General features: G+C 68.0%; 17 protein-coding genes. 5 read left to right on the top strand and 12 right to left on the bottom strand.

The window, feature by feature from the left end; genetic code table 11:
- Window positions 1-4: 4 nt before the first annotated feature.
- On the bottom strand, window positions 5-742 hold the full coding sequence (locus tag AC3A6P_RS04380; protein WP_487688854.1) for an acyltransferase: 738 nt from the start codon (window positions 740-742) through the stop codon (window positions 5-7).
- Between the two features lie 85 nt (window positions 743-827).
- Here AC3A6P_RS04380 and AC3A6P_RS04375 point away from each other — a divergent pair, with 85 nt between their 5' ends.
- The gene (locus tag AC3A6P_RS04375) at window positions 828-2,117 is read left to right on the top strand and encodes an outer membrane protein assembly factor BamB family protein (protein WP_487688852.1); all 1,290 of its coding nucleotides are present in this window, start codon (window positions 828-830) and stop codon (window positions 2,115-2,117) included.
- Between the two features lie 27 nt (window positions 2,118-2,144).
- Here AC3A6P_RS04375 and AC3A6P_RS04370 read toward each other — a convergent pair whose 3' ends face one another.
- From AC3A6P_RS04370 to AC3A6P_RS04335, 8 genes are all read right to left on the bottom strand, one after another.
- Complete coding sequence (locus AC3A6P_RS04370) at window positions 2,145-2,834, bottom strand: esterase (protein ID WP_487688849.1); 690 nt, start codon at window positions 2,832-2,834, stop codon at window positions 2,145-2,147.
- Between the two features lie 18 nt (window positions 2,835-2,852).
- Complete coding sequence (locus tag AC3A6P_RS04365; RefSeq protein WP_487689384.1) at window positions 2,853-4,064, bottom strand: class I SAM-dependent methyltransferase; 1,212 nt, start codon at window positions 4,062-4,064, stop codon at window positions 2,853-2,855.
- Window positions 4,022-4,996: a class I SAM-dependent methyltransferase gene (locus AC3A6P_RS04360; RefSeq protein ID WP_487688847.1), complete on the bottom strand. Its 975-nt coding sequence runs from the start codon at window positions 4,994-4,996 to the stop codon at window positions 4,022-4,024. The genes AC3A6P_RS04365 and AC3A6P_RS04360 overlap by 43 nt, the downstream gene beginning before the upstream one ends.
- Before the next feature lie 10 nt (window positions 4,997-5,006).
- A complete protein-coding gene (locus AC3A6P_RS04355; RefSeq protein ID WP_487688844.1) occupies window positions 5,007-5,747 on the bottom strand; it encodes an enoyl-CoA hydratase in 741 nt (246 codons plus the stop codon).
- Between the two features lie 148 nt (window positions 5,748-5,895).
- Complete coding sequence (locus tag AC3A6P_RS04350) at window positions 5,896-6,714, bottom strand: NUDIX hydrolase (RefSeq protein WP_487688841.1); 819 nt, start codon at window positions 6,712-6,714, stop codon at window positions 5,896-5,898.
- Window positions 6,711-7,550, bottom strand: coding sequence for an ABC transporter ATP-binding protein (locus AC3A6P_RS04345; RefSeq protein ID WP_487688838.1), 840 nt, complete (start codon window positions 7,548-7,550; stop codon window positions 6,711-6,713). Before AC3A6P_RS04345 ends, AC3A6P_RS04350 begins: the two co-directional genes overlap by 4 nt.
- On the bottom strand, window positions 7,511-8,182 hold the full coding sequence (yczE, locus tag AC3A6P_RS04340; protein ID WP_487688835.1) for a membrane protein YczE: 672 nt from the start codon (window positions 8,180-8,182) through the stop codon (window positions 7,511-7,513). Before yczE ends, AC3A6P_RS04345 begins: the two co-directional genes overlap by 40 nt.
- Window positions 8,179-8,343 carry a hypothetical protein gene (locus tag AC3A6P_RS04335; protein ID WP_487688832.1) on the bottom strand — a complete coding sequence of 55 codons (165 nt, stop codon included), beginning with the start codon at window positions 8,341-8,343 and terminating at the stop codon, window positions 8,179-8,181. Before AC3A6P_RS04335 ends, yczE begins: the two co-directional genes overlap by 4 nt.
- Window positions 8,344-8,428: 85 nt before the next feature.
- Between AC3A6P_RS04335 and yczR the strand changes: the two genes are divergently transcribed.
- Entirely contained in the window at window positions 8,429-9,874 is a 1,446-nt protein-coding gene (gene yczR, locus AC3A6P_RS04330; protein ID WP_487688830.1) for a MocR-like transcription factor YczR, read from the top strand.
- A gap of 2 nt (window positions 9,875-9,876) precedes the next feature.
- Here the strand turns inward: yczR and AC3A6P_RS04325 are convergent, their stop codons facing one another.
- Genes AC3A6P_RS04325 through ctaD form a run of 3 tightly spaced genes read right to left on the bottom strand, consistent with a single transcriptional unit; the run spans window position 9,877 to window position 15,085 of the window.
- The gene (locus AC3A6P_RS04325; protein WP_487688827.1) at window positions 9,877-12,000 is read right to left on the bottom strand and encodes an EAL domain-containing protein; all 2,124 of its coding nucleotides are present in this window, start codon (window positions 11,998-12,000) and stop codon (window positions 9,877-9,879) included.
- Window positions 12,001-12,058: 58 nt separating this feature from the next.
- Window positions 12,059-13,288, bottom strand: a complete 1,230-nt coding sequence (gene serB, locus AC3A6P_RS04320; RefSeq protein ID WP_487688824.1) for a phosphoserine phosphatase SerB — start codon at window positions 13,286-13,288, stop codon at window positions 12,059-12,061.
- A gap of 51 nt (window positions 13,289-13,339) precedes the next feature.
- Window positions 13,340-15,085 carry an aa3-type cytochrome oxidase subunit I gene (gene ctaD, locus AC3A6P_RS04315; RefSeq protein ID WP_487689382.1) on the bottom strand — a complete coding sequence of 582 codons (1,746 nt, stop codon included), beginning with the start codon at window positions 15,083-15,085 and terminating at the stop codon, window positions 13,340-13,342.
- 134 nt (window positions 15,086-15,219) lie between these two features.
- On the opposite strand from ctaD, the gene AC3A6P_RS04310 reads away from it, so the two are divergent.
- From AC3A6P_RS04310 to AC3A6P_RS04300, 3 genes are all read left to right on the top strand, one after another.
- Complete coding sequence (locus AC3A6P_RS04310; RefSeq protein ID WP_487688822.1) at window positions 15,220-16,308, top strand: ABC transporter substrate-binding protein; 1,089 nt, start codon at window positions 15,220-15,222, stop codon at window positions 16,306-16,308.
- Between the two features lie 21 nt (window positions 16,309-16,329).
- Window positions 16,330-16,605, top strand: coding sequence for a YciI family protein (locus tag AC3A6P_RS04305; protein WP_487688820.1), 276 nt, complete (start codon window positions 16,330-16,332; stop codon window positions 16,603-16,605).
- Between the two features lie 131 nt (window positions 16,606-16,736).
- A complete protein-coding gene (locus tag AC3A6P_RS04300) occupies window positions 16,737-17,783 on the top strand; it encodes an NAD(P)-dependent alcohol dehydrogenase (protein WP_487688817.1) in 1,047 nt (348 codons plus the stop codon).
- Window position 17,784 lies beyond the last annotated feature (1 nt).

The following is a 17,784-nucleotide window of genomic DNA, read 5'->3' as shown; positions in this document are numbered from 1 at the left end:
TCGGTCAGCGCGCGGATTTCTTGCGTTCGATGTCCGCCAGCGCGGCGGCCAGTTCCGCCCGCTGCGCGGCCGAGGTGTCCCAGGCCAGCTTGCGGTTCTTCACCACCTTCGCCGGCGCGCCCACGGCGATCGAATGGTCCGGGATGACGCCCTTGACGACGGCGTGTGCGCCGAGCACGCACCCGCGGCCCACCGAGGTGTCGCGCAGCACGGTGACCTTCGCTGCGACCCAGGTGTCCGGCCCGATCCGGACCGGGCCCTTGACGATGCCCTGGTCCTTGATCGGGATGTTGATGTCGTCCATCCTGTGGTCGAAATCGCAGACGTAGCACCAATCGGCCATCAGGACCGAATCGCCGAGTTCGATGTCGAGATAGGTGTTGATCACGTTGTCGCGGCCCAGGACCACCTTGTCGCCGATACGCAGCGAACCCTCATGGCAGCGGATGGTGTTCTTGTCGCCGATGTGCACCCACCGGCCGATCTCCATCTGCGACATCTCCGGGGTGGCCTGGATCTCGACGCCTTTGCCCAGGAAGACCATGCCGCGGGTGATGATGTGGGGATTGGCCAGTTTGAACTTCAACAGCCGCCAGTAACGGACCAGGTACCACGGCGTGTACGCCCGGTTTGCCAGCACCCATTTCAGTGATGCCCGGGTCAGAAAGCGGGCCTGACGTGGGTCACGCAGCCGCGAACCGCGCCAGCGCTTGTGGATCGGAGCTCCCCACATGGTCGTCATGGCCGGAAAGCCTACGCGAGGCCGTAACCGGTTCGGGTTACCCTCGGTGGGCTTTCGGGGATGACTGGGAAGAGAGGACAACAGGTTGCACCGGCGAATCGCCACGCTGGCGGTAGCGCTGCTCGGCGTCGTGCCGCTGGTGGTCGCAACGGGCTGCAGTGACACGAACTCCTGGGTCGAAATCTCACCCGGGGCCGGCTGGCCCGCCCAATACAGCGACTCCGCCAACAGCAGCTACACCTCGACCACCGGCGCCCAGGATCTGGAGTTCGGCTGGACCCGATCGGTCAAAGGTGAGCTCGGTGCCGCGGTGGCCCTGGGCTCCAACGGTGAACTGGCGGCCAACGCGGAAAGCCCCGCCGGCTGCACGCTGATGCTCTGGGAGAACGACAACAACGGCCGGCAACGCTGGTGCACACGGTTGTTCCCCGGCGGCGGATTCACCAGTGCGCTGTTCGACGGCTTCTCCAACCTCTATGTCGGTCAGCCCGGTGTCATGGTCTCCTACCCCACCACGCAGTGGATCCGCTGGCGCCGCCAGGTGATCGGGATGCCGCAGACGCCAAGGCTTCTGGGCGACGGCCGGCTGCTGGTGGCGACCCATCTGGGCCAGGTGCTGGTGTTCGACGCGCATCGCGGTTCGGTGGAGGGCAATCCGGTGGACCTGGTGTCGGATCTGGACCCGACGGATTCCCAGCGCGGTCTGACCGACTGCCCGCAGTCCGGCCCGGAATGCCCGGTCGCGACGGCCCCGGCCTTCTCCCCGGCGTCGCAGATGATCGTGCTGGGGCTCTGGCAACCGGGCGCTCCGGCGGCGACACTGGTGGGCCTGCGTTACCAGCCCGGGCAGAGCCCGGTGCTGGCCCGCGCGTGGACCAGTGACGCCGTGACCGACGGAGTGCTGGGAGCCCCGGTGTTGTCCGCTGACGGCAACACCGTCTACGTCAACGGCCGTGACCGGCAACTGTGGGCTCTCGATGCCGGCGATGGAACCGTGAAATGGTCTCAGCCGCTTGGTTTCCTGGCCCAGACACCGCCCACGGTGGGCCCGGACGGGCTGATCATCGCCGGCGGCGGCCCCGAAAGCGCCCTGGTTGCGGTCCGCGACGAGGGCGACCGCGGCGAGCAGGTGTGGCGAGACGACGAGGTGACCCCCCTGACCACCGCGGGCCGCGCCGGCGACGTGGCCTACAGCGTGGTGCGCGATGGCACCGGCATGGCGCTGCTGGTGTTCGATCCCGCCGACGGCCGCAGTGTCAATCGGTACCCGTTGCCCGAGGCGACAGGGTTTCCGGTGGGTGTGTCGATCGGCGCCGACCGCCGGGTGGTGGCGGCCACCAGTGATGGCCAGGTGTACAGCTTCGCTCCGGCCTGATCGCTCTGGCCGACGTGGACGGTTCCGTCAGAGCTGCAGCGGCGGGATGGCGCTGCGCGGCACGCTGGCCTGCAGCGCTCCGGCCGCCTCGGGCAGCAGTTCGCCCTGCCCGAAGAAGAACAGCACCGCGTCGTCGGTGATCGCGAAGTTCTGGTAGTGCTGCGGGTCCAGCCCATCACCGAGCGGGGTGATGGACGGCTCCCCCAGCTGCTGCGCCAGCGTGCGCAGCACGATGGGATAGATGGCTTCCAGCGGTTCGGTTCCCGGCGCGAACAGGGTGTCGAAGGTGAGGGGCGCCTTGGCGGCGTCGTCGTAGGTGAAAGCCTTGAACCACGTGGAGGGGTGCGCGCCGCCCACGTTCTGGTACACCTCCAGCACCACCGACCGGGTACCGGTGCCCGCCGCGCCGGCGCTGTAGCGGGTGGACTTGATGTCCAGGGCGTACGGCAGATTCCAATTGCCCGGCATCTCGGCCACATTGACGAACCCGTCTCGAGTTTGCGCCAGGTAGTCCGACAGTGCGGCACAGTCCGGATAGTCCACCGGGAAGACCATGTCGAGCATGTACCGGGGATCTGCGAGGTGCACCTCGCACATCTGCTCGGCGGCGAGTGTGCCGCCGAATTGCGCGCACACCGGCGGCGTCTCGGCCGACGCGGTTGCCGGCCAGAGAAGGCTCGTCGTCACAGCCGCAGCGGCGGCTACCAGTGTGCGCATCGCCCATAGGTTACGTGGCTAGCGGGACGGCCTGCAGACGAATGCGACGGCGCGGCTGAGGTGTCCCGCGCCGATGCGCGTGATCACCACCGACAGGGCCTGCCCGCCTCGCGGCTTCAGCCGGCGGCGCAACGCATCGGGGTCGACGCCGACACCGCGCACCAGGATCTCCAGAGTGCCGCAGTCGAGTGCGGAAAGCACTTGGCGCAGCTTCTTTTCCGTGAATGGCAGCTGGTCGATCACCTCGAAGCCGCGCACTCCCTCCGGCAGGACGTCCCCGGTGAGGTAGGCGATGTCAGGGTCCAGTTGCCACAGCCGGTGCCGTGCCCCGTACTGGCGCACCAGGCCCGCCCGCACCACGGCACCATCGGGGTCGACGATCCAACGCCCCGCTGCCGCTGCGCCGCACTCGCCGGGGTCGGCATCGGTCAGTTGTTCGCCGGTGTCGAGCACGGTGGCCCGCCGACGGATACCGGGCTCCGTCAGTCCGGGCGACCACAGACAGGCCTCCCGAACCGAGCCGCCCAACGACGTCACCTCGATCTCGCCCTCGAAGCCGAGCTCGGCCACGGCGGCGAAATCGATTCCCGGAGCACACTTCACCACCAGATCGCGGCCGCGGTACACCTGCAGCACCCGGTCGAGCGGCGGGGTGTAGGCCGTGGGATCGAACCGTCGCGCACCTCCGCTGCGGCGCGCCGGATCGATGACGACGACAGCGCCGGTGGTGATCGGATACAACGCGTCGGCGCGGCACAGCGGCGGGCGCGGTGCGCCGCCCAGTCCGAGATTGTGCCGGGCCATCGCCAGTCGTACCGGGTCGATGTCACTGCCGACGAGTTCGTCGGTGACTTCCCGGAGCGCGGCGAGCTCGGTGCCGATGGAGCAGGTCGCATCGTGCACCACGCGCCCCGTCAGCCGCCGCGACCGGTGCCGGGCCACTGTGGTGGCGGTGGCTTGCTGCAGGGCGTCGTCGGTGAACAACCACCCGTCGGTACCCGCCAGTTTGGCGTGGGCGCGGCGCCGCAGAAGGGTGGTCTCGACCAGTGCGGGGGTGTGTTCGCCGTGGCGGGCGCGCACCGCGGCGACATCGGCCACCAAGTCGGTCAGCGCGAACTCATCCACCTCGGCCAGTGCGGCGGCACCGTCGTCCGACGTCAGATAACCGACGTCGTCGAGGGTGAAGTTCAGGACGGCTTCACCCCGGTGACCATGACGTTGTAGAACCAGCCTTTGGGCACGACGTTGCGCCAGAGGTTGGCGTCCACCCAGGACAACGTGGTCCAGCTGCCGAATGCGAACTTCGCCCAGCCCCAGCCCAGCTTGCCGGGCGGCACCGCGGCCTCGAACGTCCGCACGGGCCAGCCCAGCATCGCCGCGGTGAACTCCTCGCTGGCGGTCTCGACGTCCACGGCGCCGGCATTGCGCGCCATCCGTTCCAGGTCGGCGGGGTCGAAGGTGTGGAGGTCCACCACGGCTTCCAGCGCCGCAGCGCGCGAGGACTCGTCGAGTTCGGTCTGCGGCCGGCGCCAGCCGGACAGCCCGGGCAGTTTGGTGATGTTGGTGGCCGCGCGCCAGGTCAGGGTGGACAGCTGGCGTGCGTAGGTGTTGCCCACCGTGGTGGGCTCGCCGGCGAAGACGAACCGCCCGCCCGGCTTGAGAACGCGCACGACCTCACGCAGCGACAGCTCGACGTCGGGGATGTGGTGCAGGACGGCGTGGCCGACCACGAGGTCGAAAGTATTGTCCTCGTAGGGAATGCCTTCGGCATCGGCGACCCGGCCGTCGATGTCCAGACCGAGTGACTGGCCGTTGCGGGTGGCCACCTTGACCATGCCCGGTGAAAGGTCGGTCACCGAACCGCGCCGGGCCACCCCGGCCTGGATCAGATTGAGCAGGAAGAAGCCGGTACCGCAGCCGAGTTCCAGGGCGCGGTCGTACGGGAGTTCACGCTGCACATCCTCGGGCACGATCGCGTCGAAGCGGCCACGCGCGTACTCCACACAGCGCTGGTCGTAGGAAATCGACCACTTGTCGTCGTAGGACTCCGCTTCCCAGTCGTGGTACAGCACCTGCGCCAGCTTGGTGTCGTGGCGGGCGGCTTCGACCTGTTCCGCAGTGGCGTGCGGATTCGGGACGGGGCTTTCGTGCGTGCTCGTCATGCAGGGCAGCCTAACCCGACCGGTTGTGCGCCTGTCCGGCGGCGAAGACCTCGATGTAGCGCTGGCGTTCCTCGGTGACGCGTTTGGACTTCAGCGCCACCGATCCGTCGATCACGGCTTTGGCCGCCGCCAACGCTTCGGCCGGGGCGTCGACCAGCCGCTGCGCCCACGTCATCGCGCCGTCGAAGACGTGATCGGGAGCCACCAGCTGATCGAGCACGCCCAGAGCGGCGGCCTCGTTGGCGTCGACGAACCGGCCACTGAAGACCAGGTCCTTGGCGCGGCTGACGCCGACGGTGCGGGCCAGCCGGGCCATGCCGCCACCGCCGGGAATGAGTCCGGCCAGGATCTCGGTGGCCCCGATCTTCACGTTGTCGCCGCCCACCCGCCAGTCGGCGGCCAGCGCGAGCGTCAGCCCGCTGCCCAGCGCGTATCCGGTGACGGCGGCAACAGTGGGCTTGGGAATGGCGGCGACGGCTTCGATGGCGTGGTGGCGGATGTCCGCGCCTTTTTCGGCTTCCTTGGCGGTGAGGGTGCGGAGCTCGGGTACGTCGTCGCCGGCCGAGAAGATCTCATGGCCCCCGAACAGGATCACCGTGGCGATGTCAGTGCGCGTGGCCACCTCGGCCGCGGCGTCGGCCAGTTCGCGGTACATCTGCCGGGTGAAGGCGTTGTTCGGTGGCCGGGACAGCACGATGGTGCCCACGCCGGGGTGCTCGGACGCAGTGTGGACGGTCACGAACTCCCGCATCAGGATCCGATCGCTCGCCAGCTCAAGGCCCGACTACTCGCCGGCTCCTCCCCGGGCCTCGTCCCTCGCCCCGCCTCGTCGCGGCTCAAGGCCCGACTACTCGCCGGCTCCTCCCCGGGCCTCGTCCCTCGCCCCGCCTCGTCGCGGCTCAAGGCGCGCGTCCGTCGCGTGCAGCGTTGTACCGCTCTCCGTCGAAGAACTCGATGGCCCACGTGCCGCGGCCCATGGTCAGGCTGGGCTGGATCGCGACGATCTCGCGCTCGATGGCCAGCACCTCGGCCACGGTCTTGCCGGCCAGCGAATCCAGCTGCGTCCATGTCGGCGGCAGCAGGAACGTGCGCCTGGCCGCGAAATCGTCGAGCGCCCGCTCCGGTGTGGCCCAGCCGACCCTGTCCGATTCGGTGTTCTCACCGTCGGCGCGCTGCCCCTCCGGCAGGGCGGCGACGAAGAAGAACGTGTCGTAGCGGCGGGTGCGCTCCTCTTCCGGGGTGATCCAGTTGGCCCACGGCCGCAACAGGTCCGCCCGCAGCATCAGGCCTTCCCGGCGCAGGAAGTCGCCGAAGGACAGCGTGTTGTCGGCCAGCGCCAGCCGGGCGTCCCGGTACACGCTGGCGTCGTCGACGATCAGATCGGGATCACCGGATGCCCCGGCGAACAGCACCCCGGATTCCTCGAACGTCTCCCGGGCCGCCGCACAAACCAGGGCCAGCGCCAGATCCTCGTCCACCCCGAACCGCTGCGCCCACCACGACGGCGGCGGACCGTGCCAGTCGATGTCGGCGTTACGGTCCCGGTCGTCGACCCCGCCGCCCGGAAAGACGATGACGCCGCCGACGAACTCCATCGCCCGGTGCCTGCGCATCAGGAACACCTCGACCCCGCGCTCACCGTCGCGTACCAGCATCACCGTCGCGGCGGGCCGGACGGGCAGAGGGACAAACGGCTCCTCCGACGAAGAAGTGCTCATGCTCGCCTCCGATGTGCAGCGCGGCTGCGGACCCGCCGCGCGAAGTAGCGGCCTTCGATCATCTCCAGCGCGATCGACTGGCCGAATGCCTTGGACAGGTTCTCCGATGTCATGACCTCGCTGAGCAGCCCACCGGCCACCACCTTGCCCTCCGACAGGATCAACGCGTGCGAGAAGCCCGGCGGGATCTCTTCGACGTGGTGGGTCACCAGCACGGTGGCGGGTGCGTCCGGGTCGGCGGCCAGGTCGGCCAGCCGCGCCACCAGCTCTTCGCGGCCGCCGAGGTCCAGGCCGGCTGCCGGCTCGTCGAGCAGCAGCAGTTCCGGATCGGTCATCAACGACCGGGCGATCAGCACACGTTTGCGCTCGCCTTCGCTCAGGGTGCCGTAGGTGCGCTCGGCCAGATGCTCGGCGCCGACGCTTTCCAGCATGTCGACCGCCTGCTCGTAATCGACGTCCTCGTAGGCTTCGCGCCAGCGCCCCAGCACCGCGTATCCGGCGGAGACCACCAGATCGCGAACCACCTCACTGTCCGGAACCCGTTGCGACAGAGCCGAACTCGAAAGGCCGACCCGCGCGCGCAGCTCGGCCATGTCCACTTTGCCCAGGCGTTCACCGAGCACGTAGGCCCGTCCGGTGGACGGGTACTCCATGGCGGCGGCGATGCGCAGCAGCGAGGTCTTACCGGCCCCGTTGGGTCCGATGACCACCCAGCGTTCATCGAGTTCGACCTGCCAGGAGACCGGGCCCACCAGGACCCGGCCCCCGCGGCGGAGCGAGACTTTCCGAAAATCGATCAGCAGGTCTGGGTCGACGGAGTCCTCTGCTTCGGGCACTCGATCATGGTAGTCATGGGCGTCTCGGCGCCGAACTCAGCGAGCACCTGCGCCGGCATCACCCGCAGGATCAGCTGCACCAGCGGACCGATTCCGAACGCGTAGATCACGGTCCCGATGCCGACGGTGCCACCCAGCAGCCAGCCGGTGGCCAGAACGGTGGCCTCGATCGTGGTGCGCACCAATCGCACTGACCATCCAGTGCGGGCCACCAGACCGGTCATCAGCCCGTCCCTGGGCCCCGGCCCGAGTCCGGCGCCGATGTAGAGCACGGTGCTGATGGCGTTGAGCACCACGGCGCCGAGCATCACCGCCACCCGGACGGGTAGCGACCCGAGCTCGGGCAGCACGGCCAGGGATGCGTCGACCGTGACGGCGATGACGATGACGTTGGCGACGGTGCCGACGCCGGGCCGGTTGCGCAGCGGGATCCAGGCCAGCAGCACCGCGACCCCCACCAGCGCCGACGCGGTGCCGATGGTCAACCCGGTGTGCCCGGCCAGGCCCTGGTGAAAGACGTCCCATGGGTCGAGCCCGAGGCCGGCCCGCACCATCAGTGCCATCGAGAAGCCGTAACCGGCCAGGCCCAACAGCAGTGCACCGAGACGGATGGGCGTGAGCCGGGCCCTCATGCGTGGTCCGGGAATCGGACCCGGACGGCGTCGAGGTCCTGAATGGCGCGGCGGTAGTCGGCGTCGAAATCACGACGGTCCCACATCTCGTCGCCCTGGCTGGGCCGCACCGCCGCGGCGGCCATCCGCGCACCCAGGCGCGTCAGCCGAGCGGACCACATCGATAACCAGTTTTCGTTCATGGAGACATCTTCTGGGCCCACTGGCTTGCCATTCAATAGCCAGTTGGCGAATACTGGCCTGAACATGACCATAGAAATGGGGCGACGCGCCCTCGATGTGGACCTGCTCAGCCGCGAGCTCGGGAACTGGCGTACGGCCAACCGGGCCGGTCCCGCGTACCAGGGGCTCGCAGATGCCATCCGGCTGCTCATCGTCGACGGGCGTGTTCCCGTAGGCGCCCGGCTCCCGAGCGAGCGCGCCCTGGCCGACGCGCTGCGCGTTTCCCGCACCACCGTCACCGCGGCGTACACCCAGCTCGGTGAAGACGGTTATCTGCATGCCCGCCGCGGGGCCCGCAGCACCACCGCGCTCCCGGTCCTGCCGGCGGTCCAGACCAGTGCGGCCACCGCGACCGTCAGCCTGGCCGCCGCCGCATTGCCCGCACCACCGGCGGCCGTGCTCGACGCTTTCGCCGATGCCGCCGCTCAGGTGGCGCCGTACCTGCACGCGCCCGGTCACGAGCTGGTGGGCGTCGATGCACTACGCCTGGCCGTTGCCGAAAGATACTGTGCGCGTGGACTTCCCACTGAACCCGAGGACATCCTGATCACCAGCGGCGCGCAGCACGCCATCAGCCTGATCCTGGCCGCCTACACCCAGTCGGGCGACCGGGTGCTGGTCGAACAACCGACCTATCACGGCGCGCTGTCGGCGATCGCCACCGCGGGTGCCCGCGCGGTCCCGGTCGCGATGACGGACTCCGGCTGGGAACTGGATGCCGTGCACGCCGCGATCCGGCAACTGGCTCCCAATCTGGCCTACCTGATACCGGACAATCACAACCCGACCGGTTTCACCATGGCCGACGGCGACCGGAAACGGTTGGCGCACATCATCACCGAGACACGCACCCGCACCGTCATCGACGAGACGATCCTGGACATGTGGATCGATGACGAGCCGCCGCGACCGCTGGCCGCCGAGTTGACCAGCCGGCGCGACCTGGTGCTGACCATCGGCTCGATGTCCAAGTCGTTCTGGGGTGGACTGCGGATCGGTTGGATCCGGGCTGAACCGAGTATCGTCGCCACGCTGGCCGCGCTGCGGCCCTCACTCGATCTGGGCACCGCGATTCTCGAACAACTGGTCGCCGCAAGCCTGCTCGACGGCGCTGAAGGCATCCTGGCCGAGCGTCGCGAGATCCTGCGCTCCCGGCGCGCTTTCCTGGTCGATCTGCTGGCACGCCGGCTCCCCGACTGGCAGCCAGGTCACGGAGTGGGCGGGATGTCGCTGTGGGTGCGGCTTCCCACACCGATGAGCACCGCGCTCTCGGCGTCGGCGTCGAGGCTGGGGTTGGATCTGCCTGCGGGCCCGCGATTCGGTGTGGACGGCACCCTGGAACGCTTCATCCGGGTGCCCTATGCCCTGCCCGAGGACCAACTCGAGGAGGCCGTCGAATTGATGGTGCGCGCTTGGCATTCCGTCACCGGAGTCGGTGTCGCAGATGTGGGTGCCGCCGTCGTCGTGTGACCTCACGGCGCAGCGGTATCGCGGCGGCCTCGCCGGCGCTCATACATCGCGCGGTCGGCCCGTTCGAGAACCATGTCGATGGACAGACCGTCCCCCGGCCGGTGTGCGGCGAAACCGATGGTCAACGCCACCGGAAGCTCCGCACCATCGGCAAGCCTGACCGGCGTGCGTCCCACCGCGGCGATGATCCGGTCAGCCAGCAGTCTGAGCCCGTCGTGGTCGGTGACGTCGGTGGTGATCAGGAACTCGTCGCCGCCCCAGCGTGCCACCAGGTCACCGTCGCCGACAGCGCCGAGCAGGCGGCCCGCCACCTCGATCAGCAGTTGATCGCCGGCGTGGTGGCCGCGCCTGTCGTTGACCGTCTTGAATCTCTCGATATCGCAGAACAGCACGCCGTAGCCGAGTTCACCCGCTTGCAACCGCTCGAGCCTGCTCCACGCGGCGGACCGGTTGGCGATCGCGGTGAGTGGGTCGGTGGCAGCCTGCCGCGCCAGGTCGGCCTCCCGGATGCGGTCAGCGGTGACATCCACGATCTGCGAGACGAAGCACCGGGGCCGGTCACGCGGGGCGTGCACCAGCACAGCGGTCAGGGCGCACCACACCACGCGCCCGTCGGCGGCGATGTAACGCTTGTCGATGCGGTACGACCGCCGCCGCCCCGCCAGGCACTCGGCGACCAGGGCCAGATCGGAGTCCAGGTCATCAGGATGGGTGACCTGCTGGAAAGTCATCTCGGACAGCGCCTTTCGGCTGTATCCGAGCATCACCCGCAGCGCCCGGTTGGTACGCAGGAACGTGCCGTCCAGACCGACGACCGCCATACCGATGGGCGAATGCGCCAACGCCAACTCAAACCGCCGCTCCCCCAACAGGTCGAAGGTCTGGGGTAGCAGATCATCAGGCGCCGCAGTCACTTCCGCGGCGGGAAACCCGTGCGCCGGGGGCTTCGGACGACTGAGGTGATAGCCCTGGGCCCACGTGATGCCGGCCGCGCTGACGGCGTCGAGTTCTCCTTGCGTCTCCACCCCTTCGGCGATCACGGTGGCGCCGATCTGGCCGGTGAACTCGGCGATCGCCTGCGCCAGCCGCCGCCGCGCATCGTCACCGTCGATGTTGCGGGTGATGGACAGATCGATCTTGACGAACTCCGGCTCCAGTTCGAGGACATGGGAGAACGAGGAGAAGCCGGCGCCGACGTCGTCGACTGCCACCCGCATCCCCCGTGTCCGGCAGGCCTCCAAAACGTCGTCGAGAGCCCCGTAGTTGTGCACCGCGTCGTGCTCGGTGATCTCGAGCACGATCCGCGACGCGTCGGCATCGGCCAGCAGCTCGGCCCACGGCACCTGCAGGACGGCCGCCGGCGAGATGTTGATGGCGACGAACACGTCGGCGGGAAGTTGCGGCATCATGGCCACGACGCGCATCACGATGGCCGTCTCGAGTTCGATGTTCAGGCCCAGCGCCGCGGCCCGCGTGAAGAAGGACGCGGGTTGAAACGGTTCGCACGGGAACCGGGCCAGCGCTTCGACACCCACCACCTGACCGGTGCTCACATCGTGAATCGCCTGGAAAACCACTTCGAACAGCCGATCGGAGACCACCCGGCGTATTGCCCGGCTCTGCTCGGCCGTGGAGTCGGCGCCGCGCGCCGGCGATTCCATCAGGGCCCCGATCAGTTCGGCGACGTGCCGGACGATCCGCACGTCGACATCGGCGAGGTCCGGCTTCGCGTGTTGGCTCACCGCGCACACCGTTCCCAGCGTGGCCCCGTCGGCGTCGAGCACCGGCACGCCCACATAGGCGCCCAGCCCCAGCTCGCGCGTGATCGGCAGCGCAGCGGTCGTCTGGTTGGCGATCGTGTCCGGGATGACAGCGGGCAACCTGCCATCGATGACACGCACGCAGTAAGACCCCGACAATGACGACCGCTCGCCCGACGAGAGGCCCAGCGCTTCGGCATCCCCGTCGAGGACCTCGAACACCTGCATTCCGTCGCGGAAGCACGACAGCCAGGCGGTGTCCAGACCGAGTCGGGAGCGCAGCACCCCCAACAACGTGCGGACCAGGTCGACGGGGATGTCAGGCTCGCCATCCGCGAGGGCCTTGTCAACCCCGTCGACGTGCATGGCAAGAAATATAGACCTGCACGTGACCGGACCTACTGCTCAACGAGGCAGCGGCCCGCTACTCGGAGGGAATGTCCACCCGACCGCCGAGCCCGTCCACCGCATCGGCCGCCTCGATCTCCGCGCGGGTGACACCGAGGATGAACAGCACGGTGTCCAGGTAAGGATGGCTCAACGACGCGTCGGCCACCTCACGCAACGCGGGCTTGGCGTTGAACGCGACACCGAGACCGGCGGCGGCCAGCATGTCGATGTCATTGGCTCCGTCACCGACGGCCACGGTCTGTTCCATGGGCACATTGACCTGGTGCGCGAAGTCACGCAGTGCTTTGGCTTTCCCGGGCCGGTCGACGATCTGCCCGACCACCCGGCCGGTGAGGATTCCGTCGACCACCTCGAGTTCGTTGGCCGCCACATAGTCCAGCATCAGTTCGTGCGCCAGCGGATCGATCACCTGCCGGAAGCCGCCGGAAACGACACCGCAGTGGAACCCAAGGCGCCGCAACGTCCTAATGGTGGTGCGGGCGCCCGGAGTGAGCTCCAACTGGTCGGCCACCTCGTCGAGGACACTGGCGGGCAGACCCTCCAGAGTCGCCACCCGCTCCCGCAGCGATTCGGCGAAGTCGAGTTCGCCGCGCATCGCAGCCTCGGTGATCTGCGCGACCTTGGCTTCGGCGCCCGCCCGGGCGGCCAGCATCTCGATGACCTCGCCCTGGATCAGGGTCGAGTCGACATCGAAGACGATGAGCCGCTTGGCTCGCCGGCTCAGGCTGTACGCCTCGATCGCGACGTCGATGCCCTCCTCGACGGCGACCGCGGCCAGTGCCGCCTGCAGCTCACTGCCGACCCCGGGCGGGACCGACACCCGCAACTCAAGGCCGGTCACCGGATAGTCGGAGACACCGCGGATGAAGTCGATGTTGACCCCGAGCTTGGCGGCCTCACGCGCCAGCACACCGAACGCCTGCGCCGTGACCGGCCGTCCCAGCACCACGATGGAGTGCGTCGACGGCTCCCGGATGATCGGCAGATCATCACTGCGTTCGATCGAAACATCCAGTCCGACACCATGAATCGCGGCGCGGACTTCGCTGTGGAAGTCGTGTCCACCCAGCAGTACCGCAGGAGGACCCGATACCAGCACCCCGAGGGTGAGCCGCCCCCGGATGACCACCTGTTCGACATTGAGCAGTTCGACTTTGTGCCGTGAGAGCACTTCGAACAGCGCGGACGTCACGCCAGGTTGATCAACTCCGGTGACGGTGATCAACACCGACGCCTTCGGCACGCTAAGCCCCCCGCTGACTAACTCGTATGCCTCGGAGAATCACTGGGTGAATCAGGTACGGACGTTCTCGTCGTCGAGTCGCGTCACGTCACCGTCGGACGGGCCGTGCGCACGCCCGATGTGGGCCTCTGCGCGCATCCGGTCGATCATGTGCGGGTAGTGCAACTCGAACGCCGGGCGCTCGGACCGGATCCGGGGCAGCTCGGTGAAGTTGTGCCGCGGCGGCGGGCAGCTGGTGGCCCACTCCAGGGAGTTGCCGTAGCCCCACGGATCGTCGACCGTGACCACCTCGCCGTAGCGCCAGCTCTTGAACACGTTCCACAGGAACGGCAGCGTCGAGATGCCCAGGATGAACGCACCCACGGTGGAGACGATGTTCAGCGTGGTGAAGCCGTCGGTGGGCAGGTAGTCGGCGTACCGACGCGGCATGCCCTCGTCACCGAGCCAGTGCTGCACCAGGAATGTGGTGTGGAAGCCGATGAAGGTCAGCCAGAAGTGCAGCTTGCCCAGGCGCTCGTCGAGCAGGCGGCCCGTCATCTTCGGGAACCAGAAATAGATACCCGCGTAGGTGGCGAACACGATGGTGCCGAAGAGCACGTAGTGGAAGTGCGCGATGACGAAGTAGCTGTCGGTGACGTGGAAGTCCAGCGGCGGGCTGGCCAGCAGCACACCCGAGAGGCCACCGAGCAGGAACGTGACGATGAACCCGACCGAGAACAGCATGGGTGTCTCGAACGTCAACTGGCCCTTCCACATCGTGCCTATCCAGTTGAAGAACTTGATACCCGTGGGCACCGCGATCAGGAAGGTCATGAAGGAGAAGAACGGCAGCAGCACGGCGCCGGTGGCGTACATGTGGTGCGCCCACACCGCGACCGACAGCGCGGCGATGGCCAGCGTCGCGTAGATCAGGGTGGTGTAACCGAAGATCGGCTTGCGGCTGAAGACCGGGAAGATCTCCGAGACGATGCCGAAGAACGGCAGCGCGATGATGTACACCTCGGGGTGGCCGAAGAACCAGAACAGGTGCTGCCACAGCAGGACACCGCCGTTGGCGGGGTCGTAGACGTGGGCACCGAGATGGCGGTCGGCGGCCAGACCGAACAGCGCGGCGGTCAGCAGCGGGAAGGCCAGCAGCACCAGGATGGACGTCACCAGGATGTTCCAGGTGAAGATCGGCATCCGGAACATCGTCATGCCGGGGGCGCGCATGCAGACGCAGGTGGTGATCATGTTGACGCCACCGAGGATGGTGCCGAGACCACCGACGGCCAGACCCATGATCCACAGGTCGGCGCCGGCACCCGGTGAGTGGATGGCGTCGGTCAGCGGCGAGTAGGCGGTCCAGCCGAAGTCGGCGGCACCACCGGGGGTGATGAAGCCGGCGGTGGCGATCAACGCGCCGAACAGGAACAGCCAGAACGAGAATGCGTTCAGCCGCGGGAACGCCACGTCGGGCGCACCGATCTGCAGCGGAAGCACCAGGTTGGCGAACCCGAACACGATCGGGGTGGCGTAGAACAGCAGCATCACCGTGCCGTGCATGGTGAACAGCTGGTTGAACTGCTCGTTGGACAGGAACTGCAGCCCCGGCAGGGCGAGCTCGGTCCGCATGAACAGCGCCATCAGGCCGCCGATGAGGAAGAAGGCGAAGCAGGCGACGCAGTACATGATGCCGATCAGCTTGTGATCGGTGGTGGTAATCAGCTTGTAGATCAGGTTGCCCTTGGGGCCGACCCGCTCCGGGTACGGACGCGCGGCTTCGAGTTCTCCAAGCGGGGGCGCTTCGGCGGTCAAGAGCTCCTCCAAGAAATCACTTCAGGCCACCGAACGGTAGCCACTGATCTTCTGGACGAATCCTATCCCCCGTTCCTGTGTCTGTCGGCACGGGTCCGACAAAGTGTCGTAGATGCCGGTGTTACGGTCGGGCCGTGCTGATCAGCCGTCTGCGCCCGGGGGTCCTCACCGCTGCCGCAGCCGTGCTCACGGCGGTCACCGTGACGTTGAGCGCCGGCTGCTCCGCCCCCCAGGGCATGACCCCGGTGGAGCCGTCCCGCAGCATCGTCACCAGCACCACCAAGATCGCCGACGCCGCCGTGTTGGGAAATCTGCGCCGGCCCGACGAATCCTGCGCACCCGAACCAGCTGCGGTGGATCCCGGACCTCCCACCCGCCCCGTCAACAGCGGTACCGACCGCGGTGACATCGAGGTGCCCGCCGACCCGCAACGCATCGTCGCCCTGTCCGGCGATCAACTCGATGCCCTGTGCGCCCTGGGATTGCAGTCACGCGTGGTGGCCGCCGCCCTGCCCGACGGCTCCGATCAGCAGCCGTCCTACCTCGGCACCGTCATCCACCAGGTGCCCGGCGCCGGCCCGCGCAGCGCTCCCGATACCGCCGCCGTCGCCGCGGCGAGCCCGGACCTCATCCTCGGATCGACAGCCCTGACGCGGGAGTTCTACAGCGACTTCCTGGCCATCGCGCCCACGGTGTTCACCGGGGCGCCCGGCGCCAGGTGGGCCGACACCGTGCGCACCGTGGGCGCGGCGACCGGCCGTGCCCGCGCCGCCGAGGAGCTGCTGGCCAGGTTTGCCGACGAGGCCAGGGAAACCGGACTGACCAACGACGCCACGCACTACCAGGTCTCGGTGGTGCAGCTGACCGACACCGCGGTGCGGGTGTTCGGGGCCGACAACTTCCCGGCGTCTGTCCTCGCCCAGGTGGGTGTGGACCGGCCCGCGTCGCAGCGCTTCACCGATCAGCCGTACGTCGAAGTCGGTATGGACGCCGCGGACCTCTCGGCCGCGGACGGTGACATCATCTACGTCTCGTTCGACTCGCCGGCGGCCAAGGAGCGCGCCGCATCCTTCATGACCAGCGACGCGTGGCGCGCGCTGTCGGCCACCCGGGACCATCGTGTCTTCGTCGTCAACAACGAGGTGTGGCAGACCGGCGAGGGCCTCGTCGCCGCCCGCGGCGTCGTCGAGGACTTGCGATTCGTCAACTCACCGGTCAACTGAGGCTGCACTAGATTCGTGGTCGTGTTCCACGTACTGACACTGACCTATCTGAAGCCCCTCGACGTGGTCGACCAGACCCGCCCCGCGCACGTCGAGTGGATCAACTCCGAGATCGCCAAGGGACGGTTGCTGCTGGCAGGGCGCCAGGAATCGGAACAGGGCGGAGTCCTGATCACCGGCGACATCCCCGTCGAGGCCGCCGAGGAACTGATGGCCGCCGACCCCTACACGGGGGCCGGACTGGTGACTTACGAGCGGGTCGGCTTCAACGCTGCGCTGCGGGCCCCGGGTCTTTAATCTCACAATCGGACCCGTCGGGGAGTAAACCGGGGGCGCGACCCGTTGCGCCAATTCGGGTAACCGCGAAGACGCGGGCTTGATATGTCCGAATTCGCACATCTGCACACGAGCTGAAGAGGGCTAGTTATATGACCACGACCGTTTCCGCCTACGCCGCGACCTCCGCCACCGAGCCGCTCACCAAGACCACCATCGAGCGCCGCGATGTGGGCCCGCATGATGTCGCCTTCGACATCAAGTTCGCCGGCATCTGTCACAGCGACATCCACACCGTCAAGGCCGAGTGGGGCCAGCCCAACTACCCGGTGGTGCCCGGCCACGAGATCGCCGGCGTCGTCACTGAGGTGGGTTCCGAGGTCACCAAGTTCAAGGTCGGCGACCACGTCGGCGTCGGCTGCATGGTGAATTCCTGCCAGAATTGCGAGAACTGCAAAGCCGGTAAAGAGCAGTACTGCACCGGCGGCGGCATGATCGGCACCTACAACGCCACCGACAAGGACGGCACCCCGACTCAGGGTGGCTACAGCCAGGCGATCGTCACCAACGAGAACTTCGTGCTGCGCATCCCCGACTCGCTGCCGCTGGACAAGGCCGCTCCCCTGCTGTGCGCCGGTGTCACCCTCTGGTCACCGCTGAAGCACTGGAACGCCGGACCGGGCAGCAAGGTCGCCGTCATCGGCCTCGGCGGCCTCGGCCACATGGGCGTCAAGCTCGCTGCCGCCCTGGGCGCCGAGGTGACCGTGCTCAGCCAGTCGCTGAAGAAGATGGAAGACGGGCTGCGCCTGGGCGCCAGCGAGTACTACGCCACCAGCGATCCCGACACCTTCAAGAAGCTGGCCGGAAAATTCGACCTGATCCTCAACACTGTGTCGGCCAACCTGGACCTCGGCCTGTACCTGGGCCTGCTGAAAATCGACGGCACGCTGGTCGAGCTGGGCGCCCCGGAGCAGCCCCTCGAGGTGCCGTTCTTCCCGCTGGCCGGCGGCCGCCGCAGCCTGTCCGGTTCGATGATCGGCGGCATCCCCGAGACCCAGGAGATGCTCGACTTCTGCGCCGAGCACGATGTGACCCCCGAGATCGAGGTCATCGAGGCCTCCTACGTCAACGAGGCCTACGAGCGGGTGCTGGCCAGCGACGTGCGCTACCGCTTCGTCATCGACACCAGCACCATCTAGT

It is taken from the genome of Mycobacterium sp. Soil_C_30, assembly GCF_057656995.1.
Note: the sequence above shows the minus strand (reverse complement) of the source record. Positions and strands in the feature narration are given on the sequence as shown.